General features: G+C 72.5%; 21 protein-coding genes and 2 pseudogenes. 16 read left to right on the forward strand and 7 right to left on the reverse strand.

Going from position 1 to position 22636, the window contains the following annotated elements; genetic code table 11:
* Nucleotides 1-45 precede the first annotated feature (45 nt).
* The gene (locus OG990_RS19650; RefSeq protein WP_406076635.1) at nt 46-1176 is read right to left on the reverse strand and encodes a hypothetical protein; all 1131 of its coding nucleotides are present in this window, start codon (nt 1174-1176) and stop codon (nt 46-48) included.
* Nucleotides 1177-1320: 144 nt separating this feature from the next.
* On the opposite strand from OG990_RS19650, the gene OG990_RS19655 reads away from it, so the two are divergent.
* Both OG990_RS19655 and OG990_RS19660 read left to right on the forward strand, forming a co-directional pair.
* Nucleotides 1321-1641, forward strand: coding sequence for a helix-turn-helix transcriptional regulator (locus OG990_RS19655; protein ID WP_328426421.1), 321 nt, complete (start codon nt 1321-1323; stop codon nt 1639-1641).
* Nucleotides 1642-1662: 21 nt separating this feature from the next.
* Nucleotides 1663-2757: a hypothetical protein gene (locus OG990_RS19660; protein ID WP_406076636.1), complete on the forward strand. Its 1095-nt coding sequence runs from the start codon at nt 1663-1665 to the stop codon at nt 2755-2757.
* A 42-nt stretch (nt 2758-2799) separates the two neighbouring features.
* Here the strand turns inward: OG990_RS19660 and OG990_RS19665 are convergent, their stop codons facing one another.
* From OG990_RS19665 to OG990_RS19675, 3 genes are read right to left on the reverse strand one after another with little or no spacing between them, the layout of a single operon-like run.
* Nucleotides 2800-3342: an RICIN domain-containing protein gene (locus tag OG990_RS19665; RefSeq protein WP_406076638.1), complete on the reverse strand. Its 543-nt coding sequence runs from the start codon at nt 3340-3342 to the stop codon at nt 2800-2802.
* Between the two features lie 9 nt (nt 3343-3351).
* Entirely contained in the window at nt 3352-4779 is a 1428-nt protein-coding gene (gene tnpB, locus OG990_RS19670) for an IS607 family element RNA-guided endonuclease TnpB (RefSeq protein ID WP_406076640.1), read from the reverse strand.
* The gene (locus OG990_RS19675) at nt 4776-5351 is read right to left on the reverse strand and encodes an IS607 family transposase (protein ID WP_386990352.1); all 576 of its coding nucleotides are present in this window, start codon (nt 5349-5351) and stop codon (nt 4776-4778) included. Before OG990_RS19675 ends, tnpB begins: the two co-directional genes overlap by 4 nt.
* 400 nt (nt 5352-5751) lie before the next feature.
* Between OG990_RS19675 and OG990_RS19680 the strand changes: the two genes are divergently transcribed.
* The 11 genes and pseudogenes from OG990_RS19680 to OG990_RS19730 all read left to right on the forward strand — a co-directional run bounded on the left by OG990_RS19680 (nt 5752) and on the right by OG990_RS19730 (nt 16813).
* Nucleotides 5752-6219, forward strand: a complete 468-nt coding sequence (locus OG990_RS19680) for a hypothetical protein (RefSeq protein WP_386989893.1) — start codon at nt 5752-5754, stop codon at nt 6217-6219.
* A complete protein-coding gene (locus tag OG990_RS19685) occupies nt 6219-7610 on the forward strand; it encodes a hypothetical protein (protein ID WP_406076642.1) in 1392 nt (463 codons plus the stop codon). Before OG990_RS19680 ends, OG990_RS19685 begins: the two co-directional genes overlap by 1 nt.
* Nucleotides 7607-8953, forward strand: a complete 1347-nt coding sequence (locus OG990_RS19690; RefSeq protein ID WP_406076644.1) for a VWA domain-containing protein — start codon at nt 7607-7609, stop codon at nt 8951-8953. The genes OG990_RS19685 and OG990_RS19690 overlap by 4 nt, the downstream gene beginning before the upstream one ends.
* A gap of 14 nt (nt 8954-8967) precedes the next feature.
* Nucleotides 8968-10080, forward strand: a complete 1113-nt coding sequence (locus OG990_RS19695) for an AAA family ATPase (RefSeq protein WP_328425487.1) — start codon at nt 8968-8970, stop codon at nt 10078-10080.
* Complete coding sequence (locus OG990_RS19700; RefSeq protein ID WP_406076646.1) at nt 10077-12947, forward strand: DUF5682 family protein; 2871 nt, start codon at nt 10077-10079, stop codon at nt 12945-12947. Before OG990_RS19695 ends, OG990_RS19700 begins: the two co-directional genes overlap by 4 nt.
* A 190-nt stretch (nt 12948-13137) precedes the next feature.
* Nucleotides 13138-13602: a M64 family metallopeptidase gene (locus tag OG990_RS19705; protein WP_406076647.1), complete on the forward strand. Its 465-nt coding sequence runs from the start codon at nt 13138-13140 to the stop codon at nt 13600-13602.
* A 36-nt stretch (nt 13603-13638) separates the two neighbouring features.
* Nucleotides 13639-14214 carry an IS607 family transposase gene (locus tag OG990_RS19710; RefSeq protein WP_406076648.1) on the forward strand — a complete coding sequence of 192 codons (576 nt, stop codon included), beginning with the start codon at nt 13639-13641 and terminating at the stop codon, nt 14212-14214.
* A 47-nt stretch (nt 14215-14261) separates the two neighbouring features.
* Nucleotides 14262-14924: pseudogene (locus tag OG990_RS19715) on the forward strand (IS607 family element RNA-guided endonuclease TnpB); the annotation flags it as partial.
* The gene (locus OG990_RS19720) at nt 14917-15591 is read left to right on the forward strand and encodes an RNA-guided endonuclease InsQ/TnpB family protein (RefSeq protein WP_406081824.1); all 675 of its coding nucleotides are present in this window, start codon (nt 14917-14919) and stop codon (nt 15589-15591) included. The pseudogene OG990_RS19715 and the gene OG990_RS19720, both read left to right, overlap by 8 nt.
* Before the next feature lie 10 nt (nt 15592-15601).
* A complete protein-coding gene (locus OG990_RS19725) occupies nt 15602-16330 on the forward strand; it encodes a hypothetical protein (RefSeq protein WP_406076650.1) in 729 nt (242 codons plus the stop codon).
* A gap of 210 nt (nt 16331-16540) precedes the next feature.
* Nucleotides 16541-16813 (forward strand): hypothetical protein, encoded by a 273-nt coding sequence (locus OG990_RS19730; protein WP_406076652.1) that lies wholly within the window; start codon nt 16541-16543, stop codon nt 16811-16813.
* Between the two features lie 38 nt (nt 16814-16851).
* On the opposite strand, the gene OG990_RS19735 is transcribed toward OG990_RS19730, so the two are convergent.
* Together OG990_RS19735 and OG990_RS19740 are read right to left on the reverse strand one after the other, a co-directional pair.
* The gene (locus OG990_RS19735) at nt 16852-17397 is read right to left on the reverse strand and encodes a hypothetical protein (protein ID WP_406076653.1); all 546 of its coding nucleotides are present in this window, start codon (nt 17395-17397) and stop codon (nt 16852-16854) included.
* Nucleotides 17398-17556: 159 nt separating this feature from the next.
* Nucleotides 17557-18824, reverse strand: a pseudogene (locus OG990_RS19740) (Nramp family divalent metal transporter).
* Nucleotides 18825-19044: 220 nt separating this feature from the next.
* Between OG990_RS19740 and OG990_RS19745 the strand changes: the two are divergent.
* The 3 genes from OG990_RS19745 (at nt 19045) to OG990_RS19755 (ending at nt 21417) form a co-directional block, all read left to right on the forward strand.
* Entirely contained in the window at nt 19045-19452 is a 408-nt protein-coding gene (locus OG990_RS19745; protein ID WP_328425475.1) for a GntR family transcriptional regulator, read from the forward strand.
* Nucleotides 19453-19540: 88 nt separating this feature from the next.
* Entirely contained in the window at nt 19541-20431 is an 891-nt protein-coding gene (locus OG990_RS19750) for an ABC transporter ATP-binding protein (RefSeq protein ID WP_328425473.1), read from the forward strand.
* Entirely contained in the window at nt 20428-21417 is a 990-nt protein-coding gene (locus tag OG990_RS19755) for a transporter (protein ID WP_406076655.1), read from the forward strand. Before OG990_RS19750 ends, OG990_RS19755 begins: the two co-directional genes overlap by 4 nt.
* Before the next feature lie 40 nt (nt 21418-21457).
* Here the strand turns inward: OG990_RS19755 and OG990_RS19760 are convergent, their stop codons facing one another.
* Complete coding sequence (locus OG990_RS19760) at nt 21458-22552, reverse strand: DNA glycosylase AlkZ-like family protein (RefSeq protein ID WP_406076656.1); 1095 nt, start codon at nt 22550-22552, stop codon at nt 21458-21460.
* Nucleotides 22553-22636 lie beyond the last annotated feature (84 nt).

The raw sequence follows: 22636 nt of genomic DNA on the forward strand, positions 1-22636 counted from the left end.
CGCGGATGAGCCCCCGGCGGCTGCCCGGGTCCACTGAGGGACCGGTCATCGGCGGGCGGCGCGCCGCCACCGCAGCACCCCGGCCAGCCCGAGCAGCGCCACCAGCGTCCCGGCGCCCGCCGCCACCGGCCAGGTCCGGTTGCCCGCGGCACCCGCGTTCCCGGCCGCCGGGCTGGCCGGGGCGGCGGTGGAAGGCTCCGGGCCGGCGGTGGAAGGCTCCGGTGGACGCGGGGAGGCAGCCGGCCCTGTCGGTGTGGGGTACCGCAGAATCGCCGGACGGGTGCCCGGCGGCTGGTTGGCAGACTCGGAAACGGTGAGCAGCGACCGGCCGTCGCGGCTGTAGGTGATCGACTCGCCCTGCGGCTCGTCCGGCAGCGGGGTGATCCGCGGGGTGCCGGTGGTCAGCGCGGCGACCACGTCGCCGTCGGGCACGTCGTACTCGAAGGCGTCGGCGTAGCTGCGCAGCACCACCCGGCGCCCGTCCGGCGCACTCGCCGCGCCGGTGACCACACCCCGGCCGACGAAGAAGTACGGGTTGCTGGTCGTCGAGGCTGGCAGGACCACCTGGCCGACCAAGGCCAGCGGCGTCGTTGCGGCCGGCCGCAACGCGGTAGCCGGTGCGTACAGGAAGACGGTGCCGCTGCCTCCCTTGGTGACGACCAACGGCCGGCCGTCGGCGTCGAGCAGCAGAGCCTCCGCGTCGTGCGGGCGGTCCGGGTACGTCATCCGGTGCAGCACCGGCCGGTCCGCGCCGGGCGCGAGCCGCCACAGCGCGATCGTCTCCCGGGACCGGTCGTTGTCGCCGATGTCGGCGACCCAGATCGTGCCGTCCGAGCCGATTGCCAGGTCCTCGGTGTCCCGGGGCCGGGAGGGATAGCCGACCGTTCGCACCACCGCGCAGCGCCGGTCGAGGAAGAAGATCTGACGGCGGGCCTCGTTGTCGGCGCCGTCGTTGACCACCACGTACCCGGTGTCCGTGGCGACCATCCCGGAGATCTCGGTGAGCCGCTCGTCGCGCACGTCGCACACCGGCGCCCCGGCCCCCGGCGCGCCGGCCACCGCCGCGCCGGCCACCGCCGCGCCCGGTGTCAGCACCACCGCACCGGTGAGCAGGGTGGCCAGCGCCGCACCGGCGCGGGCGTGCCGGTACCGGGTCACCCGCTTCCGTACCCCCATCGCGCGCCCTCCTCGTCGCGGCCATGGCCCGGCCGCCTCGCCAATCCTGGCTGATCCCGGCCGCGGGTGGTGAACATCGACGGGGAACCGACCAGATCCTTCCCTATGCATCGATGATCTATCTATAGTGCTGGCATGGCAGGAATGCGCGAGCCGACGTTCCTCATCCTCACCGCGCTCGCCAACGGTCCACGGCACGGTTACGGGATCGTCCGCGAGGTCTCCGAGCTGTCGGACGGGCGGGTCACCGTGCTGGCCGGCACCCTCTACACCGCGCTGGACCGGCTGGCCGCCGAAGGGTTGATCGCCCACGACCACGACGAGACCGTCGACGGGCGGCTACGCCGCTACTACCGGCTCACCGGCGGCGGCATCGCCGCACTCGACGCGGAGACGGCCCGGCTCCGCCAGCTCACCACTGCCGCCGAGGCGCGGCTGCGTCACCTGCGTTCCCGCCCCGCCTGATCTCGGATCCGAAGGATGGTCATGCCGCCGACCGACCCCTCCTTGGCCCGCCGGTACCGGCGGCTGCTGCGCTGCTATCCCCGCGAGTGGCGGCAGGCCCGCGCCACGGAGGTGATCTCACTGCTGCTCGACACGGCGCCGACCGGCCGCACCCGGCCCACCGTCCGGGAAACCGCCGACCTGGTCCGGGCCGGGCTGCGTTGCCGGCTCGGCCGTCCCGCCAGTCGCACGGTCGTCGCATGGGCCGCGCTCGCCTCGGTCATCTGCGGCCTCTTCGCCGGCGCGCTGGCCAGCCGGGCCGCCTGGGAGACCTCTCGACCGCAACCCGACCGGGCCGAGGCCGGTGCCATCCTGACCGAGGTCTTCCCCGGGCACGACCTCGGCGACATCGACACGCCGCCCGCCCTCTTCGTGGTCTATGGGCAGCCGCTGAGCCTGCGCAACGTCAAGACGGTGCTCCTCGGCGACGGCGGCGAATACCAGGAGAGCGCCACCGGCGCCGCCGCCTTCGGCGCGCCACCGGTGCCCGCCGAGCAGATCGTCACGGTGGCACGGCAACGCCTGACCGACGCCGGCTGGCGGGTGTACGACCCGGAGGTGACCGGCGGCACGAGCTGCGCGGACAAGCTGTGCGCCACTCCGTTGGCGATCACCGACACCTCCCTGGTCGCCCGACACGGCGACACCATCCTGAACGCCTCGGTCTCCTCCCAGACCGCCCTCGACGCCACCTATCTGGCGGTCGAGGTGCACCGGGCGCCGCCGCCGGCGGTGGCCCCCGCCGGGGTGCTCGGCGCGCTGCTCGGTGCGGTGGCCGGTTGGCTGGTCTTCGGTTGGGCGAGCCGACGCACCGAGGGTCGCCGGGTGAGTGGCGCGGCGAGCGTCCTCTTCGGCACGACCATGGTGCTGTGGTGGCTGCCGGTGCTGCTGGCCGCGCCGCAACTGTTGGAGCACCACCTCCGCGAGTCGCACCCGGCGTGGCACCCACTGTGGGAGTGGCTCGGTCAGCCGGTGGCCTCGCTGCTCTTCCTGGTCGGCGCGGTGTGCGCGCTGCTGGCGCTGGGGCTGGCCGCCGCGCCCCGCCGCGACCGGTCCCCGGTGGCGCTGGTCGACTGACCCCGCGCCACCCGCGGCCGCGGCGGATTGGCCCCGCGACCGCTACCGCACGGACCAGCGCTGGGCGCCCGTGCCGTTACAGGTCCAGAGCTGCACCTTGGTGCCGTTGGCGGTGCCGGCGGACGCCACGTCCACGCACTTGCCGACGGCGGTGAGCACGATCGCCCCGTCCGCGCGGAAGGTGAAACGCTGGGCGCCGCTGCCGTTGCAGGTCCAGATCTGCACCTTGGTGCCGTCGGCGCTCCCCCCGGCGTCCACGTCCAGGCACCGGTCGCCGTAGACCCGCAGCTCCCCGGCGGCGGTACGGGTCCAGCGCTGGTTGGCACCGCCGTGACAGTCCCGGATGATGGTCTGGGCACCAGCGGTGGTGCTGGCACCCGAGACGTCCAGGCAGCGCCCGGAGTTCGGGTTGGTCAGGCCGACCGGGCTGCCGACCGGAGGTCCCGGCGGGATCAGGCTGCCGGGCACCGACCGCAGCGCGTCGTACCAGCGGGCCGCCATCTTGTCGTACCCGCCGGCGTTGGGGTGGACGCCGTCGGCGAGGTCGGCGGTGCCGAGCGCGGCGTGCATGTCGACCAGGTGCACCCGGCTCCGTTACCTTTCAGTGAGCAAACGTGACTCCTGATTGGCAGTCGTCCGTTGCCGGGCGACGTTGACCGGATGAGCCGGTCTAGACGCTTCACGGCCCGCCGCCCCGCCTGCGCATGCAGGTCTTACGGGTCTTACGTAGGCTCCACGTCCTGTTTTTGGGTCGCCCAGCGACTCCAGGTCGACGTGCCGCACGAGCGCGGCAAGATTACGTGCGGCGTTGACGTCCCGGTCGAGGGACAGCCTGCACGCGGTGCAGTGGAACGTGCGCTCGGCCAGTGACAGCTTGGGTTTCACCGTCTTGCAGGCGGAGCATGTCTTGGAGCTGGGGTACCACCGGTCGGCGACGTACAGCGTGGCGCCGTACCAGCCGGTCTTGTAGCCGAGGTGCCGGCGCAGCGTCGCCGGGGCGGCGTCGGTCAGGGACCGAGCCAGTTTGCGGTTACGAACCATCCCGGCCACGTGGAGGTCCTCCACGACGACCGTGGTGAACTGCTGCGCCAGGCGGGTGGTGAGCTGGTGCCACGAGTCGGCGCGGACGGCCGCGACCGTGGCGTGCAGTCGAGCCACCGCCTCCTGTGCCCGCTGCCACCTGTTCGACGCGGTCCGCTTGCGCCTGGCCTGCGGGTCGTAGGGGCCGATCCGCCGGGCGGCACGGCGCTGCGCCTTGCCGAGTTTCTTCAACGCGGCTTTGAACGGCGCCGGGTTCGGCACCATCTCGCCGGTGGACAACACGGCCAGGTGCTTGATCCCGGCGTCCACCCCGACCACCCGGCCGGCCTTCGGCGCGTGCGCCGTCCGTCCGACCGTGCGCCGGACGGCGACCTGGAACGAGCAGGACCACCGTCCGGCGGTCTCGGTGACCGTGGCGGACAGGATCGTCGCGGTGCCGGCCTTCACCCGGCGGGCCAGCTTACGGGTGGACTCGTGGGTGCGGATGCGGCCCAGCCGGGGCAGCACCACGTGCCGGTAGCCAGGGTCGACCCGGATCGCGCCGGTGGTGAACCGGGCCGACCTGCGACCGTGCTTCCTCTTGGTCCGGGGCCAGCCCATCCGGCGGCCCTTGCGGGCACCGGTACGCGAGGCGTGCCAGTTGCCCAGCGCCGCGGACAGGTTCGCCAGCCCGGTGTTGAACGCCTCCTTGGAGCACTGCGCCCACCACCGCGCCGCCCACTGCTTGATCTCGTTCCAGGTGCGCCGCAGGTCCGGCAGGGACCAGCCCTGCCACGGCGTCAGGTCGGCCTCGGCCACCCCGTAGCTGGCCTCGGCAGCCCGTTGCGCCTTCACCGCGCTGACCCGGCGCAGCATATGGTTGTAGGCGAACCGGGCCGCACCGGTGTTGCGGCGCAGGCCGAGAACCTGGGCGTCACTCGGGTCCAGGGCGAACCGGTATGCCTGCACGGTCCAGCCGGCCGGCGGCTCGTACCGCTTCACGACTCGTCCTTGGCGGTGGCCGCGGCCACCGCGCGGCTGGCCCGGTTCGCCGCGGCCCGCCGGCCGTACAGCCGGGCGCACAGGCTGGTCAGGATCTCCGTCACGTCCCGCACCAGGTCGTCGTCCACCTCGGCCGGGTCGGCGACCAGCAGCCGGCGGCCCTGGGCGGCCAGCGCCGCCTCAACGTACTCGGCGCCGAACCGGGCGAACCGGTCCCGGTGCTCGACCACGATCGTCGTCACGGACGGGTCGCGCAGCAGCCCGAGGAACTTCTTACCTCGGCCGTTCAAGGCGGAGCCGACCTCGGTCACCACGCTGGAGACGACCATGTTCTGCCCGGTGACCCAGGCGGCCACCCGGGCGACCTGCCGGTCAAGGTCGCCTCGCTGATCGACCGACGACACCCGGGCGTAGACAACCACCTGGCCCTGGGTGTCGACACTGACAACGTCCACCATGATCGTTCCCGACGGAAGACGCCGAGCGGGCACCGGCATGGTTCCCTCGCGGAACCATCGGTACGCGGTCTGCGGGTGCACCCCGTTGCGGCGCGCCCACTCAGCAAGCTTCACGACACCGACACTAACACTCACATATTCGCATGCCTGATCACAGAATCGGGAACTGCCAACAACCCTCTCCTCACCGGTCGTCCAGGGACTTCGGTGGTGGTGCCGCCCGCCGAAAACGGCGCCCACAGCTGGACGTAACCATTGATGTTTGGCTATGGATGGAGCGGTCGGGCCGGCCGGGTGCGGGCGCGAGCCGAACGCCGCGCTGGTTGCGCCGAATGGTCGCTCCGACGCCGCCGGTGGTCCGGCACCGCGTGCGTGATCTGTCGTACCCGTGGTCCATGATCGTGTCGTCGCAGCGCCGCCGGCACCGGCTGGCGCGCGCATCACCCTGGGTTGGTCGACAGCGGGAGGGCGGGACGTGACGGACGCCGACGGAGCCGAGTGGCGGCGGCGCAGCGTGCTGGCGGTGGTGCCGCCCGCCCGGCCCCGCAAGCTGGCCAAGGTGCCCTTCGTGGAGCTGGCCGACGGGCGGTTGCAGGGGGTGGTCTCCAGCGGGTCGGACGTCGAACGGGTCTACGTCTCGTCGATCGCCGCCGGCACCCACGCCTACCACTGCAGCACCAACAACAACCGGCCCTGCGGCGGGCTGCGCGGCGCACCCTGCAAGCACCTGCACGCGCTGACCGACGAGGCCCTGCTCCAGTACGGCGTTGACCGGGTCGCCCGCTACCTGCGGGTTGACGTCGGCGACGGGCTCGGCACCGGTGCCGAGCTGCTGTCCCGGCTGGACGGGCGGCCGGAGCCGACCCCGGCCGCGGTGGTGTTCAGTCGTTTCCTGCGCCACCTGGCCTACCTGGAGCTGCCGGACAGCACGGTCGCGCTGCCCGAGCTGCACTGGTTCCCGGCCCCCGGGGTGGGTCGCTGATGCGGGGCACCCAGGTCGCGCGGCTGCGCGAGGCACCGGCCGGGCTGGCCGACGCACTCGACATGGTCGCCGGCTTCGACGACGCCCTGACCAACGGCTTCGGCCGGGTCGGTGAGCGGGACGCAGCGGCGCTGGCCGCGTTCGCCAGCGCGCTGACCGGCACGCCGCTCGCCGACCTGGTGGCCAGCGCGGTCGACGCGGTCACCGCCGGTTCGGTCACGCCAGAGCATCTCGCCGCGCTCGCCGGGGCACGCTCTGCGCTACTCGGCGCGGCGCACGATGCACTGCTCGGGCAGCTCGACGCGACGCTGAGCCGGGACAGGTCACCGTGGACCGCACCCAACACCGGGCCCGCCCAGGCGCCGCCCGCCCTCGCCGGGGCGCGGGCCTGGTGGCACGAGGTGGCCGTCACCGGCTGGCGCGGCGTCGACCACGAGCTGCTCTCGGCCGCGGCCACGGTCGTCGAGGCCGCGCTGGCCGTGCCGGAGCTGCGCCGGCCCGCGGTCCTGCTCGACGGGCTCGCCGCGGAGCTGCGGGCCTGCATCCCGGTCGCCACCATGACTCGGGTGCCGGCCCGCCGCTGGGCCGACCTGTGGGCCCGGGGTGTGCTGCTCACCCAGGGGATGCCGGCGGCCAACGAGCCGCCAAGGGTCTCCGGACGGCTGCTGCCGCTCGGCGTGGACGTGCACGCCCACGACACAGCCGTACAGGTCCAACTGCACGCCATCCTGGAGCCGGCCGGCGGCGGGCCGGCCCGCCTGGTCCGCACCGCGGTCATCGCCGCGAAGGTGGACACCATCGTCGGTCCGGCCATGTGGCGGCTGCTGTCAACGCATCCGTTGTTGCTCACCGCGCTGGCCGAGCGGCGGGCTCTGACCGTCACCGACCTACCGCTGCACGGCGGCGACCTGGGCTGGGTCGACGACCGGGTCCAGCTCGACGAGCCCGCCGACCCGTTCGCCACCGCCCGGGTGCTGCTGTCCAGGGCGAGCGCCGCCGCGATCGCCCCACTGGACCGGCACCCGACCGCCATCGCCGAGCCGGTCCTCATCGAGGGCCACCCGGTCCGCGACCAGGCCGGTGCGCTCACCATCGAGCTGGACGGCGAGCCGGTGGCGCTTGCCGTGGACCGGTTGCCGACCGCCGGCCCGCTCACCGCCGAGTTGGTCGCCGCCTCGTCGGCCTGCCTGGGTCTGCTGCGCTGGGACGGCGGCCGGTGGCTGATGCAGCCGTTGGCGGTACGAGCCACCGTGAAGCGCCGGCCGGTGCAGGCGCACAACGGCGACTGGGCGTGCGGCGTCACCGATCCGAAGATCGCCAAGGATGAGGCCAGGGCGGGCGACGTCGTGGCCGTGCTGCGCGAGCGCGCGGGACGGTTGCTGCGCCGATGACCGACGACGAACCCACCGGCGGGCTCGCCGATGCCAACCGCCGCCAGGTGCTCTACTGGCGGCTGCTGTCCCGATTGTTCGACCACGACGAGCAGCCCAACCTGGAGTTGGCGAGCGTGGCCGTGGTTGACGACCTCGGGCTGCCGGCCGCACTGCTGGACCCGGCGGTCTCGGTGGACACCATCGTGCAACGCTTCCCGGCGCTCGCGGCCGAGCTGCGCGGGCTGCTCACGTCCACCGACGACGGCGCCGCGTCGAGTGACGGCGACCCCTACCAGCCCGGCGAGTCCGAGGTACGCCGGGCCGCGCTGGTGTCGAAGCTGCTGCTCAACGTCTTCGCGACCGGTTCCGGGTCGGTCAGTGCCGGGCAGTTGGCCCGTTGGCAGTCCGACGCCGGCTGGTTCGAGCAGGCGCTCGGCTGCGAGCCCGGCGAGGTGCGCCGCCAGGGCGCCGGGCTGGGCGCCATCCTCGCCGGTCTGGAGGGCGACCTGGTCCGGCGGATGCACCTGCGGGAGGTGCTGGCCGATCCGGCGCTGGCCAGCCAGTTGACCCCCAGCATGTCGCTGATCGAGCAGTTGCTCCGGGACAAGGCCAACCTCTCCGGGGTGGCGCTGGCCAACGCCAAGGCGTTGATCCGGCGCTTCGTCGACGAGGTCGCCGAGGTGCTCCGGACGCAGGTGCAGCAGACCAGCGTCGGGACGCTGGACCGGTCGGTGCCGCCCAAGCGGGTGTTCCGCAACCTGGACCTCGACCGGACCATCTGGCAGAACCTGACCAACTGGAGCCCGGACGACGAGCGGCTCTACGTCGACCGGCTCTACTACCGGCAGACCGCCCGGCGGACCACGCCGGCCCGGCTCATCGTCGTGGTGGACCAGTCCGGATCCATGGTCGACTCGATGGTCAACTGCACCATCCTCGCGTCGATCTTCGCCGGGCTGCCGAAGGTGGACGTCCACCTGATCGCCTACGACACCCGTGCACTGGACCTGACCCCGTGGGTGCACGACCCGTTCGAGGTGCTGCTCCGTACCCAGCTGGGTGGCGGCAACGACGGGCCGGTGGCGCTGGCGCTGGCCCGGCCGAAGATCGTCGAACCGAAGCAGACCGTGCTGGTGTGGATCTCGGACTTCTACGAGTTCGACCGGTCCCAGCCGCTCTACGACGGCCTCGCGGCGGTGCATCGCTCCGGCGTCCGGGTCATCCCGGTCGGCTCGGTCAGCAGCTCCGGCCAGCAGAGCGTCAACCCCTGGTTCCGCCAGCGCTTCAAGGACCTGGGCACCCCGGTCATCTCCGGTCACATCCGCAAACTCGTCGTCGAGCTCAAGAACTTCCTCACCTAGGAGACCCATCCCTCATGACCGAGATGCTGCGCGCCCCCGCCGAGGTCACGTACGCCGACGAGCTGGATTTCCTCGAGTCGGTCGACACCGGCCCGAAGCCGTTCTCGTGGCGGCTGAGCCCGCGCATGGTCCGGCTGTTCGTCCTCGGCTCGGAGCGGGCCGACGGCCTCGACCGGGAGATCCCGCAGAAGTGGTTCGGTGACCGCAGCTTCGTCGAGCGCAGCATCGTCACCCTGGCCTCGGATCGCGGCCTGCTGCTGATCGGCGACCCAGGCACCGGCAAAAGCTGGTTGGCCGAGCTGCTGGCCGCTGCGATCTGCCGCAACTCCACCCTGGTCGTGCAGGGCACCGCCGGCACCACCGAGGACCACATCAAGTATTCGTGGAACGTGTCCATGGTGATCGCCAAGGGGCAGTCCCGGGATTCGATGATCCCGTCGCCGATCATGACGGCGATGGAGCGCGGCGTGGTCGGCCGCTTCGAGGAGCTGACCCGCTCCACGAGCGACGTGCAGGACGCCCTGATCTCGATCCTCTCCGAGAAGTACGTCGCCATTCCCGAGCTGGACCAGGACAACATCGTCTTCGCCCAGCCCGGCTTCTCGATCATCGCCACCGCGAACAGCCGCGACCGGGGGGTCAACGACCTCTCCTCGGCGCTCAAGCGGCGGTTCAACTTCGTCCGGATCCCGGTGGTCACCAACAAGCGCAGCGAGGCGGAGATCGTCCGCTTCCGCACCGAGGAGCTGCTGCGGCGGCACCGGATCGAGTTGGACGTGCCGCCCACCCTGCTGGACATCCTGTTGCAGAGCTTCGCCGACCTGCGCGCCGGCGCCGCGGCGGCGACCAGTGACGACGAAAAGTTGGAGTCGGCGCTGTCCACCGCCGAGCAGATCGGCGTGCTGGAGGACGCCATCCTGCACAGCCAGTTCTTCGGCGACCGCACGCTGCGGGCGGCGACCCTCGCCGGGTCGTTGGTCGGGTCGCTGGCCCGGCGCAGCCCGGAGGATCTGGCGATCCTCAACAAGTACCTGCACGGCGTGGTGGAGCCCCGGGCCCGCAAGGACGACGAGGAGTGGGCGGGCTTTCTCGACGGCGGTCGTCAGGCGATCGCCACCCTGTCATGACCGCACCCGCCGTCGCCGGTCCGTTCGGCGCGCTGCGGGAGCAGCTCACCGACGCGGCCGCCGCGTTCGCCGACTCCCCGGACGCGCTGGCCGGGATCCTCGCCGGCATCGTCGATGACGTCGACCGGGCCCTCGGCGAGCGGCTGGAGATCTTCCCGGTCTGCCACCACTCACCGGCTTCCGGCCTGGCCATGGTGCGCCGGCTGCGGGCGAAGCAGCCCCGGGTGATCTACCTGGAGCTGTGCGAGGATCTCCAGCCGCTGCTCGGGGAGTTGCGCAACTGCCGGCTGCCGGTCGCGGTGCAGGCGTTCGCCTCGGAACTGGCCGACTTTCCGGCCAACTGGGGCCCGCTCAGCGTCGTCGCGCCGGTCACCGAGGCCTCGGCGGAATACCAGGCCATCGCGTACGCGCTGGAGACCCCAGGGGTCGAGTTGGTGCTGGTGGACCGGTCCACCGACCACGTCTTCCAGTGGACACCACGCGCCGACGGCGACGACGGGATCGGCCCGGCCGGCGGGGCGGGCGAGGAGGCCGCGCTGCACGGTGACGCGGTCGGCGTGGAGATCGGCGACCTGCGGCCCCGGTTCGCGGAGTTGGAGGCGTACCTGCTGCACCACGGCAAGGTGCGGCACTGGTCGGAATGGTGGGACCAGTACGTCGAACGGCCGCTCGCCGACGCCGACCACGACACCTACCGGCAGGTGATGGTGTTGATCGGCAGCCTGTTCCGGCGGCTGCGCCCGAGCGGCTCCGATCGGCTGGACCGCGACGAGGACCGCGAGCGCTACATGTGGACACGGATGCGTCAGCACCTCGCCGCCTCGGGCGTCGACCCCGCCGACTGCCTCTACGTCTGCGGCGCGTTCCATGCCGCGAGCCGGGTCGAGCAGTTCGGCATCGGCTCGGCCGCCCCGGATTTCGAGATCACTCCGCGCACCGCCACCCGCTGGCGGTACGGCCTCATCCCGTCCAGCCATTCGGCGATCGAGGCGCAGTTCGGCCTGGCACCCGGCTCGGTCTCGATCGCGGCGGCGACCTGGACCAAGGCGGTGAGCCGCAACGGGCTCACCCCGTTCCGGTTGGATGGCCAGCGCGGCACGTCGACCCGTGGCCGACGCCGTCGCTCCGCCGCCGCCTCCTCCCCCGACGTCGCGCCCTCCCCCACCGCCGTCCCCTCCGCGGCCGCGCCGGTCGCCGACCGGCTCAGCGGCTTCCTCGCCGGGACGCCCGTCCTGGACGGCCTGGACGAGGCGGAGCTGCGCGGCTGGTGCGTCGACATCGTCCGACTGGCCCGGCGCAATGGATACCTGGCCAGCACCGCCGACGCGATCGCCGTCTTCGAGACCTCGGTCCTGCTGGCCGCCCTGCGCAACCGGGCCCGACCCACCCCGTACGACTTCGCCGACGCCGCGGTCACCTGCATCGAGAAGGACGTGGTGCCCGGCCGGCGCGACGTCCGGCGGCTCTGCGAGATCCTGCTGGGCGGCGACCGGATCGGCCAGGTCGGCTACGACGCCCTGCCACCGCTGGCCCGCGACGTGCTCGACCGGCTCCAGCCGCTCGCGCTGGACCTGGAGAAGCGGACCATCCAGCGGGCGCTGCTGGACCTGCACGCCCAACCGGAGCTGGCCGGCTGCTCGGACCTGCTGTGGATGCTGCGGCACCTGCTGCCGCCCGGCGCAGTCCGCCCGATCATGGGTGAGCGCAGGCTCGGGCACCGCTCCCTCCAGGAGAGCTGGGACCTGGCCCTCGGCCGCGATCAACGCGCCCTGATCGAGTTGGGTTACGAGGGGGTGACCGTCGAGCAGGTGCTTGAGCAGCGGCTACGCCGTGCGGTACGCGGCACCGGGGCCACCGCGGCCGGCGCGCTCGCCGCCGTGGAGGATGCCATTCGGCTGCTCAACAGCCCGCGCCTGGTCGACGAGTTGGGCGAGCGGGCGGTCGACCTGCTCGCCGCCGAGCGCACCGTCGACGACGCCCCGGACGTGCTGCGCCGCATCCGTCGGCTGCTGGCCCACCTCCGGGCCACCGCGCCAACCCTGCCGGCCTGGTGCGAGGCATTCGTGACCACCGGGTACGCCCACTACTGCACGCTGCTGCCGACCGCCATCGCGGCGGAGGAGACCGAGGTCCGGCAGGTCTCCGCGATGCTCGGCTTCCTGTTCTCCATGGAGGGCCTTGCTCTCTCCCTGGGGTGCGACCGGTCCCAACTGGAGCTCGCCGTCGCTCAGTCGCATCCGACGGCTCCGGCGAAGGTCTCCCTGCTCTGGGCCGCCCGGCACCAGCTCGGCCTGCTGCCGCTGGCGGAGCTGCGGGCCCGGTGTGCTGACCTGCTGGCGAATCCACTGGTGGTGCCCGCGTTCCCGCAGTACCTCTCCGGCTTCGTGCACGCGCTGGAGCCGGTGCCCGGGCTGGCGCCGTTCGTGGTGGAGACGATGTCCACCGCCTTCGCCCGGCTTCCCGACCCGGTGCTGCTGCCCTGGCTGCCCACCCTGATCACCACGTTGCGCGATCAGGGGCCGGAGCTGGTGCCGCTGCTGGTCCGCGAGGCGGGGCGCACCTTCCCGGGGGCGCTGTCCGAGCTGGACGCCTGGGTGCCGCCGTGGGTGGCGGCGCCGTCCTCCGCGCCGGTGGTCCCCGTCGCCGAGCCGCTGCGACGGACGGGCGCACTGCTCGCCGCCCATCCGGCGGCGGTCGACGCGGTGGCCACGCTGCTCGGCTGTCCCGGCGGATGGCAACCGACCCGCAATCCGAACGCGAGCCCGAGCGCGGTGGCCGCGCTGCTGGCCGGGCATCCGGACACCATCGAGGCGGTGGCAGCGCTCCTGGTGGCGCCGGGCCCGTCGGTCAGCCACGACGTCCACTGACGACTGTCGACGCCCGATGCGGGGTCACGCGCCGGGCAGCGCAGGGTCACACGGCGGACGGTGCCCGGGTACGGTCCCAGGTGACCGCGGTCACGGCAGGCGCGGACAGCGGCCCCGGCCGGGCACGGCGTCCGCTCGCCGACCGGCCGCCACACCGGCCGCCGCCACAGCGGGCGACAGCGCCACGGTGGTGCCGATCCAGGTCACCGGGGACCCGGCGAAGCGGTTCAACCTGGTGCTGCTCGGCGACGGCTACACCGAGGCCGACCTGCCCACCTTCCGGTCACACGTGGACCGGCACCTCAACACGCTGTGGACGATCGAGCCGTTCAAGTCCTACCGCAGCTACATCAACGTGTACGCCGTCGAGATCGTCTCCGCCGAGTCCGGGGTGGACTGTGACCCGGGCCTGTCTGCGCCACAACGGGACACCGCTCTGGGCATGGGCTTCTGGGGTGGCTGCAATCCGGCCAGCGTGCAGCGGCTGCTGACGGTCAACGGCGCGGCGGCGAACACGTACGCCGACCTGGCCGCCGGGACCAACCGGGGCAACCGCCAGCTGAGCGCCCTCGCCAACAGCGGCACCTACGGCGGCGCGGGCGGCAGCAACGCCACCGCCTCCGGGGGTGACGACAGCTCACTCTTTCGTGCGTAACCGTGCGTATCTGTGAGCAAATGTTATCATGTGGCCGTGAAGCTTGCCGAGTGGGCGCGCCGTAACGGGGTGCACCCGCAGACCGCGTACCGGTGGTTCCGTGAGGGAACCATGCCGGTGCCCGCTCGGCGGCTCCCGTCGGGCACGATCCTGGTGGACGTTGCCGATACCGCCCCGCAGGACCAGGTTGTCGTGTACGCCCGGGTCTCCTCGGCGGACCAGAAGGCCGACCTGGACCGGCAGGTCGCGCGGGTGACCGCCTGGGCCACCGCCCAGCATCTGACCGTGTCCCGGGTGGTGACCGAGGTAGGGTCGGCACTGAACGGGCGTCGCAAGAAGTTCCTGGCCCTGCTCCGCGATCCGGCCGTGGTGACGGTCGTGGTCGAGCACCGGGACCGGTTCGCCCGGTTCGGCGCCGAGTACGTCGAGGCGGCACTGACCGCGCAGGGCCGCCGGCTGCTGGTGGTGGACCCGGCCGGGGTCGACGACGATCTCGTGCGGGACGTCACGGAGATCCTGACCTCGCTGTGCGCGCGGCTGTACGGCCATCGGGCCGCCGCGAACCGGGCCAACCGAGCCGTCGCCGCGGCAACCACCGAGGACGACTCGTGATCGTCAACCAGGCGTACCGGTTCGCGCTGGACCCGAACGCTTCCCAGATGGCCGCGCTGGCATCGCACGTCGGGGCCAGCCGCAAGGCGTTCAACTGGGCGCTTGGGTTGGTCAAGGCGCAGATGGACCAGCGCGCCGCGGAGAAGACCTACGGCCTTACCGGCGACCAGCTCACTCCTTCCGTGTCGTGGACGCTGCCGTCGCTGCGTAAGGCGTGGAACGAGGCCAAGGGCGACGTGGCGCCGTGGTGGGCGGAGAACTCCAAAGAGGCGTACGCCGCCGGGATCCGCAACCTGGTCCGTGGCCTGGACGCTTGGCGCGACTCCAAGTCCGGCAAACGTAAAGGGCCGAAGGTCAACTTCCCGTGCTTCAAGAACAAGCGGTCGGAGACGAAGTCGTGCACGTTCACGACCGGCGTCATCCGGGTCGAGCCGGACCGCAAGCACGTCGCTCTGCCACGCCTAGGCACGATCAAGCTGCACGAGTCGGCCCGCAAGTTGGCCCGGCGTCTGGAAGCGGGCACCGCCCGGATCCTGTCCGCGACGGTGAAACTGGACGGCGGCCGGTGGTACGTGTCGTTTTCCTGCGAGGTCGACCGGCAGATCGCCGACCACGCCCGGTCGGATGCCGTGGTCGGCGTGGACGTCGGCATCAAGCACCTGGCCGTGTTGTCGACCGGCGACGTGATCGACAACCCGCGCCATCTGGCGGGCGGGGCCAAGCACCTGCGGCGGCTGTCACGGCGGGTGTCCCGCCGGGTCGGCCCCGGACCGACGCACCGGCCAGGAGGCATCCAAGCGCTGGCAGAAGGCCAACGCGGACCGGTCCCGGGCATACGCCCGGGTGGCGAACCTGCGCCGCGACGGCCTACACAAGCTCACCTCCGCGCTGACCGCCGACTATGCCACGATCGTGGTGGAAGACCTGAACGTTGCCGGGATGGTCCGCAACCGCAAGCTAGCCAAGGCCATCTCCGACTGCGGGTTCGCCACGATCCGCGGCTTGCTGGGTTACAAGACAACGTGGAACGGTGGTCGGCTGGTCACCGCCGGCCGCTGGTTCCCATCGAGCAAGACCTGTTCGGACTGCGGCGTAGTGAAAGCCAAGCTGCCGCTGCGAGTCCGGACCTTCGAGTGTGACGCCTGCGGGATCGTCCTGGATCGGGACTTGAACGCGGCCAGGAATCTCGCTCGGCTGGTTGAGCGTGAGGCGGGTACCGGAGTGGCCGGAGACCCGGAGCCGCAAGGCTTCAACGGACGTGGAGCCGACCGTAGGACCCCGCTTGCGGGGCAGGTGGCCGTGAAGCGTCCACCCCGACTGGGGACCGTCGGCCGGCAACGGCCGACTGCCGATCGCGAACTCACGTTCGCTCACTGAAAGGCAACGGTTGACCGGCACCGACGACAGCGCCGGGCAGGTCACCTCGGAGTTCCGGCTCGACGGCGACGGCTGGCACAACTACTACGGCTGGCCCACCGATGCCCGGTCGCCCTTCCTGTTCACGGCCACCGGCACGGACGTGGACGGCCTGGTCTACGGCAACCTCGGCTCGGGCGGGCTGTCGGTGTCCCCGTTCGCCGAGCGGTCCCCCGGCTACGGCCGGCACACGATCGAATACCGGGGCATCGACGCGGTCGGCAACATCGGCGCGGCCCGCGCATTCGTGGCCACGCTGATCCCGCCGCCGCCGACCTGCACCAGCGTGGTGTCCGGCCGGCACGCCGGCCCGCTGGTGGTCTCCGCCGGTGTCACCTGCCTGCGCGAGGCGACCGTGTCGGGCGGGGTGACCGTCCGGCCCGACGCCACCCTGGTCACCGAGCGGTCCTCGATCGCCGGGAGCCTGGTGTCGACCGGTGCCACCGCCGTCGAGCTGCTGAACACCGACGTGCGGGGCGCCGTGACGCTGACCGGCACCACCGACCACGTCACGGTGGTGGGGGCACGGGTGACCGGTCGGCTGGTGCTGGCCAGCGCGGGCACCGCGACGGCGCCCACCCTCGCCGGCAGCCGGGTGGGCTCGCTGGCCTGTTCTGGCCCGACCCCGGTCGATCTCGGCGCCCCCACCACCGTGCGCGGCGCGACCTCCGGCCGATGCGGGTCGACGCCGGCAGCCTGACGCCGCGCGACGCGCAACCGCCTCGGGGGCGGCGCGGGCCAACGCTCGCGCCGCCCCTCCCCCGGCCGGGGCTGCCCGCACCGGTTCGACGCCCGGTGCCGGCGGCGGCCGAGGAAACCGACCGGCTCGTGGTGGTCAGGCGTGAGTGGGACGGTGACGGGTAGGCAGCGGCCCGGCGGCATGTCGACAACAGCCGGGTAGGAGGCCGCGATGAGCACGTACCGGGACGAGCAGAGTGATCCGGTTCCCCCGCCGGAGGCGGACGCCCTGGAGCAACGGCAGGACGCGGTCGACATGGGGCCGCCGGACCGAATGTCGGGTGACGTGGACCCGGAGGCCTCCGAGGCCGATCTGGCCGAGCAGGGATCTCTGCCGGCGGGCACGCTCGAGGAGACGACGTCGCTTCCGATCGAGGCCGACGCGGCGGACGTCCTCGAACAGCGCCAGGAGATCCCCACCCGCGACGAGGGCCGGCGGACGTGACGGTGCCGGCCACCGGCTGAGGCACGTCCGGTGGCGGTTCAGTCCAGTTGCCACAGCCTGCGGTTCCACCAGCCCGGGCGGCGGCGGGCCACCTCGCGCAACCGCCAGTGCTCGGCGTGCTGGGTCACGATGAACAGCGGCACCAGGCCGAGCGCCAGCAGCGGCAGGTAGCGCGGCGCCGAGCGGTTCTCCCGCAGCGACGCGGCCAGGGCGGCCGCACCCGACACGTACAGGATCGGGTTGTAGAACCGCATCAGCTCCGGTCCCAGCCCTTCGTACTCGCGCAGCCAGGGCACGCCCAGCCGGGTCCGCCGGCGCGGCCAGCCGCGCAGCTGGGCGAGCACCGTGGCCAGCCCGACGCCGTTGCAGACGGCGAAGACCGCGTCGGCGGATGCCGGCCGGTTGCCGGCCGTCCGCCACAGCGTTCCGGTGCCGAGTGCCCACAGCCCGGCGGCGGGCACCGGGCCCAGGACAGCGGCCGCCGGCATGCCGACGCCGGCGCCCAGCTCGAAGAACGCCTGCGCCGCCAGGCCCGCCGTGGCGAGCCTGGTCAGCGGCCGGCTGCCGGCCGTTTCCGCTCGCACCCGGCTTCCGGCCATCCACCCGATCCGGCTTGACCCCACGGCAGGACCCTTCCGCAGTACGGCACCTCGGCTCGTCGCCGGTCACGCCCCCGACCAGCCCGAACGCGGTACCCGCTCCGGCCCGGCCTACACGCTCTGGTCGCGACCCGCCCGACCTGCTCAGCCGGCGACGACCCGCCAGAGGAGGAGGGCGTTGAGCGCGACGACCAGGACGGCCACCAGGGACGCGGCGACGGTGGTGAGCGGGTGGTTGACCAGGTTGCCCATCAGGTCGCGGCGCCGGGTGAAGGCGACCACCGGGATCAGCGCGAACGGAATGCCGAAGCTGAGGATGACCTGCGACAGCACCAGGGCACGGGTCGGGTCGAGGCCGATGGCGAGCACGGCCAGCGCGGGCACCAGGGTGACCAGCCGGCGCAGCATCAGCGGGACCCGGCGGCGCAGGAAGCCCTGCATGATCACCTCGCCGGCGTAGGTGCCGACGCTGGTGGAGGCGAGCCCGGAGACCAGCAGGGCGATGGCGAAGCCGAACGCGGCGGCGGTGCCGATGGTCTGGCCGAGGCCGGCGTGCACCCCCTCCAGACTGTCCGCGCCGGCCGGGCCGCCGCCGCGGAAGCTGGCCGCGGCGATCAGCAGCATGGCGAGGTTGACCGCGCCGGCCGCCGTCAGGGCGAGCAGCACGTCGGTGCGCTGGCCACGGAACAGGGTCCGGCGCTCCGTGTCGTCGGCGGTGGGGATGCGGTCGCGGGTCAGCGCGGAGTGCACGTAGATGACGTGCGGCATGACGGTGGCGCCGAGGATGCCGGCGGCGAGCAGCACACTGTCGGTGCCCTGGAGCCGGGGCACCAGGCCGGCCATGGCGGAGCCCGGGTCGGAGTCGGCGGCGAGCAGGTTCGCGGCGAGGGCCAGGACGATGACGCCGAGCAGCACGGCGATGGCGATCTCGAAGGCGCGGAACCCGCGCGAGCGCAGGGCGAGCACGGCGAACGCGGCGGTGCCGATGATGATCCCGCCGGGCAGCAGGGGGATGCCGAAGAGCAGGTACAGGGCGACCGCGCCGCCGATCACCTCGGCCAGGTCGGTGGCCATCGCGACCAGCTCCGCCTGCACCCACATCATCCGGTTCACCGGCCGGGGCAGGCGTTCCCGGCACAGCTCGGGCAGGCTGCGCCCGGTGGCCAGGCCCAGCTTGGCGGTGAGTGTCTGCACCAGCATGGCCATCACGTTGGCCACCACCACGACCCAGACCAGCAGGTAGCCGTAGCGGGCGCCGGCGGCGGAGTTGGTGGCGAAGTTGCCGGGTCGACGTAGGCGACAGCCGCGACGAACGCCGGGCCGAGCAGGATCAGCCGGCCGCGTACCCGGCCCCGGGCGCGGGCGACCTGCAGCGGCGTCGCCGTCGACACCACGAGTTCGTTGGTGACCATCGAACACCTCCCCGTCCGGCACGGATCGCGTGTCCGTCCCTTCCCAGGCGGCTGACCCGTCGGGGCCAAGGTGTGGCCTACCGGTGCCAGCACCGCCGACCAGGCCCGAGGACTTGCCCGTTCGGGGGGACTTGCGGTGCCGCCCTTGACAGCGGTGGGGCTCCCGATGAAGCTGTCTATTAGTCCTACTGTCGTAGGACAACAGGAAGGATCGTCTCGAGTGATCGAGTTTGTGCTGGACAGCCGGTCGAAGGTGAACACCTACATGCAGCTCGTGCAGCAGGTGAAACAGGCGCTGCGGGTCGGCCTGCTGGTGCCGGGCGACCAGTTGCCGAAGGTCCGGGACGTCGCGCAGTCGCTGGCGATCAACCCGAACACGGTGCTGAAGGCGTACCGGGAGCTGGAGATCGAGGGTCTGGTCGGCGGCCGACCCGGGGTGGGCACGTTCGTCCAGCGCACCCTGGCCGGCGCTTCCCTGCCCAACCAGGCCGAGCTGCGTGAAGACCTGGTGGCGTGGCTGCACCGGGCGCAGGCCGCCGGCCTCACGGCCGAGGACGTCGTCGCCCTGGTGGAGACCACACTGCGAGCCACCCTCGCCGACGAAGCCCCACAGAAGGAGCCCGCGTGAGCGAGCACAGCGAGCGAACCATCAGGCACAGCAGCCAGCGCTCGCGCCACCGCGAGGCGGTGGCGTGAACGGAACGAGAGGACAGAGGATGGACATGGTCTTGGAGGCCGACCAGCTGGGCAAGCGGTACGGCAGGACCTGGGCGTTGCGGGACTGCTCGCTACACCTGCCGGCCGGCCGGATCGCCGCGCTGGTCGGGCCGAACGGTGCCGGCAAGAGCACCCTGCTGCACCTGGCCGTCGGGCTGCTCAAGCCCGACGCGGGAGCGGTACGCGTGTTCGGCAGATCGCCGTACGGCGACACGGAGGGCCTGGCCGACATCGGCTTCGTCGCACAGGACACCCCGCTGTACCGGGACTTCACCGCAGCCGAGTTGGTCACCGCCGGCGGCAAGCTGAACCGGCGGTGGGACGCCGAGTTGGCCCGCAATCGGCTGGCCCAGCTCGGCATACCGCCAGATCGGCCGGTCGGCAAACTCTCCGGCGGGCAACGCGCCCAGGTGGCGCTCGCCCTGGCGCTGGCCAAGCGGCCCCGGCTGCTGCTGCTCGACGAGCCGGTCGCCAGCCTCGACCCGCTGGCCCGGCGGGAGTTCCTCCAGTCGCTGATGGGCAGCGTGGCGGACTCCGGGACCACCGTCCTGCTCTCCTCGCACCTGCTGGCCGACCTGGAACGCGTCTGCGACTACCTGATCGTGCTCAACGCCGCTCAGGTGCAGCTCGCCGGCGCGGTCGACGACCTGGTCGCCGGGCACCGGCAGCTGGTCGGCCCACGGCACGACGGCGGCCCGATCGGGGGCGTCGCCGCCGTCATCCGGGCCAGCCACACCGACCGACAGTCCACGCTGCTCGTCCGCGCCGACGGTCCGGTCACCGATCCGGCCTGGACGGTGCGCGAGGTCGGCCTGGAGGACGTCATCCTGGCTTACCTGGCCGACGGCAACACGCAGACCAGTCACAGCGAGTGGGGGGTGCCGGCATGATCTGGCTGACCTGGCGGCAACACCGCAAGCAGGCACTCTTCACCCTGCTGGGGTTCGTGGCGCTGGCCGCCCTGCTGGTGCCGATCGGCCTGTCGATGCGGAACAGCTTCGCCGATCTCGGGCTGGCGGAGTGCGTACGCCAACTGAACGACACGAACGTGGCCGCGGCGACCCGGGACGGCTGCGAGGCCGGCTTCCGCCGCTTCACCAACCGGTACGGCAGCCTGAACCTGGTGGCCGTGCTGCTGATCACGCTGCCGGTGCTGGTCGGCCTGTTCTGGGGCGCCCCGCTGGTCGCCCGCGAGGTGGAGCAGGGCACGCACCGGTTCGTCTGGACCCAGGGCGTCGGCCGGAACCGCTGGGCGCTGGTGAAGTTCGGGCTGGTCGGCGCGGCCGTCGTGGTCCTCGCGGTGTGCTACGGGCTGGGCATGTCGTGGTGGGTCGAGCCGCTCACCCAGTCCGCGCACGAGGGCCGACTCGGCCTGATCGTCTTCGACCTCCAGGGCGTCGCCCCGATCGGCTACACCCTCTTCGCCGTGGCGCTCGGCATCTTCGCCGGCACCGTCTGGAAGCGGATGCTGCCCGCCATGGGCATCACCCTGGCCGGATTCATCGGCGTACGGGCGGCGGTGGCGGTCCTGGCCCGACCGCACTACCAGCCCGCCCGCACCCAGACCTTCCCGATCGAGGGGGACGGGACACCGGAGATGGGCCGGGGGGACTGGATCCTCGCCCAGGGCGTCCGGAACCCCGACGGGACGATGATCGCGGAGGACACCCGAATCCAGTGCCCGCCGGGCGGAAAGGGGCCGGACGGTCGGACCTGCGGCGCCGAGCTGGGTCTCGAGCCGGGCGCGTACAACTGGCAGCTCTACCAGCCGGCGGACCGGTTCTGGCTGTTCCAGGGCATCGAGACGGGAATCTTCGTCGCCCTCGCGCTGCTCCTGCTCTACCTGGCCATCCGCCGGGTCCGCCGGATCGCGTAACCCGGCAGCGGGTGATCGCCGGGGCCACGGGGCCCGGCGATCACCCGCTGCGCAGGCCCTCGGCGGTCAGTTTCAGCCAGGACGCGAGGTCGTGCAGCTCGTCGTGCACGGCCCGGGTCATCTCCGGCGTAAAGGGCACGTCCTCGTGGATGGCGTGCACCGTGAGCGTGCCGCGCCGGCGGTCGGCCATGGCGTCGACCTTTCCGACCAGCCGGTCGCCATGCAGGATCGGCAACGCGAAGTAGCCCCACCGCCGGTTGGCCTTCGGCTTGTACATCTCCAGGACGTACTCGTACTCGAACAGGTCCGCGAGGCGGACCCGGTCGTGCACCAGCCGGTCGAAGGGCGACAACACCGCGGTACGCCCGGTGAACGGTTGCCCGAGCGCAGCCGGGTCGACCCGCCAGACGCCCGGGACGCCCTCGACGACCGCCGGCTCACCAGCGTCACCGACCTCCGCCGGCTCGCCGGGGACAGCCACCGCCTTCTCCCGCGCGATGCCCAACGCCCGCAGCCGCCGCTCGTTGCGGAGTCGGTGCGCCTGCTCCAGTGGGACGACGGGCGTGCCCGTTGGGTAGACCCGCTCCGCCACGTCCCAGAGGCGCTGTCGGCCCTGGCGGGCGGCGATCGCGACCTCTCCCCGCAGGACCAGGAACTCCAGCATCTGGGTGACGTTGCGGTTGTTGGTCCACCCCGACGACGGCCAGGGCACCACGCAGGTGTCCGGGATGTCGCGGGAGAGCAGCGGCCCGGAGCGGCCGAGCAGGTCGAGCACGTCCCGGCGGAACGAGTCGTTGGCGCGCAGCCACTCGCGCGGGCGCTCGTAACTGGGCCAGGTCGCCATGGCGGCGAGATAGAGCCGCAGATCGTCCATCGGCCGCACCATCGCCTGGTGCTCGAAGAGCGTCCGGTCCCGCTCCAGCGCCTGCCGCAACTCGGCTGGCTGGTACGACGAGCCGAGTCGGCTCCAGGCGACCAGGTCGGCGCTCGGCGCGACGGCGGCCGTCGGGTCGATCTGCAACAGCGTCAGCTGACGCACCACGGTCAGCAGGTCCGTCGGCCGCTGGGCGGCCAGCAGTTGGGCCCGGACGGCGATCCGCCGCGCCTGCGCCCGATCGAGCTGGTGCACCACCACGTCGCCGAGCCTAACGGCGACGCCCGACACTGCGCGGGAACGTGAAGTCGGATTCCGGCCCGTCGCCAACGCGACTGAAAGTGC

It is taken from the genome of Micromonospora sp. NBC_00858 (assembly GCF_045207365.1).
Lineage (GTDB): Bacteria > Actinomycetota > Actinomycetes > Mycobacteriales > Micromonosporaceae > Micromonospora.

Excerpts from the sequence above, each read along its gene's own strand:
- OG990_RS19650 (WP_406076635.1), bottom strand. The coding sequence starts at position 1,176 with ATGGGGGTACGGAAGCGGGTGACCCGGTACCGGCACGCCCGCGCCGGT.
- OG990_RS19655 (WP_328426421.1), top strand. The coding sequence starts at position 1,321 with ATGCGCGAGCCGACGTTCCTCATCCTCACCGCGCTCGCCAACGGTCCA.
- OG990_RS19660 (WP_406076636.1), top strand. The coding sequence starts at position 1,663 with ATGCCGCCGACCGACCCCTCCTTGGCCCGCCGGTACCGGCGGCTGCTG.
- OG990_RS19685 (WP_406076642.1), top strand. The coding sequence starts at position 6,219 with ATGCGGGGCACCCAGGTCGCGCGGCTGCGCGAGGCACCGGCCGGGCTG.
- OG990_RS19690 (WP_406076644.1), top strand. The coding sequence starts at position 7,607 with ATGACCGACGACGAACCCACCGGCGGGCTCGCCGATGCCAACCGCCGC.
- OG990_RS19695 (WP_328425487.1), top strand. The coding sequence starts at position 8,968 with ATGACCGAGATGCTGCGCGCCCCCGCCGAGGTCACGTACGCCGACGAG.
- OG990_RS19700 (WP_406076646.1), top strand. The coding sequence starts at position 10,077 with ATGACCGCACCCGCCGTCGCCGGTCCGTTCGGCGCGCTGCGGGAGCAG.
- OG990_RS19730 (WP_406076652.1), top strand. The coding sequence starts at position 16,541 with ATGAGCACGTACCGGGACGAGCAGAGTGATCCGGTTCCCCCGCCGGAG.
- OG990_RS19750 (WP_328425473.1), top strand. The coding sequence starts at position 19,541 with ATGGACATGGTCTTGGAGGCCGACCAGCTGGGCAAGCGGTACGGCAGG.
- OG990_RS19755 (WP_406076655.1), top strand. The coding sequence starts at position 20,428 with ATGATCTGGCTGACCTGGCGGCAACACCGCAAGCAGGCACTCTTCACC.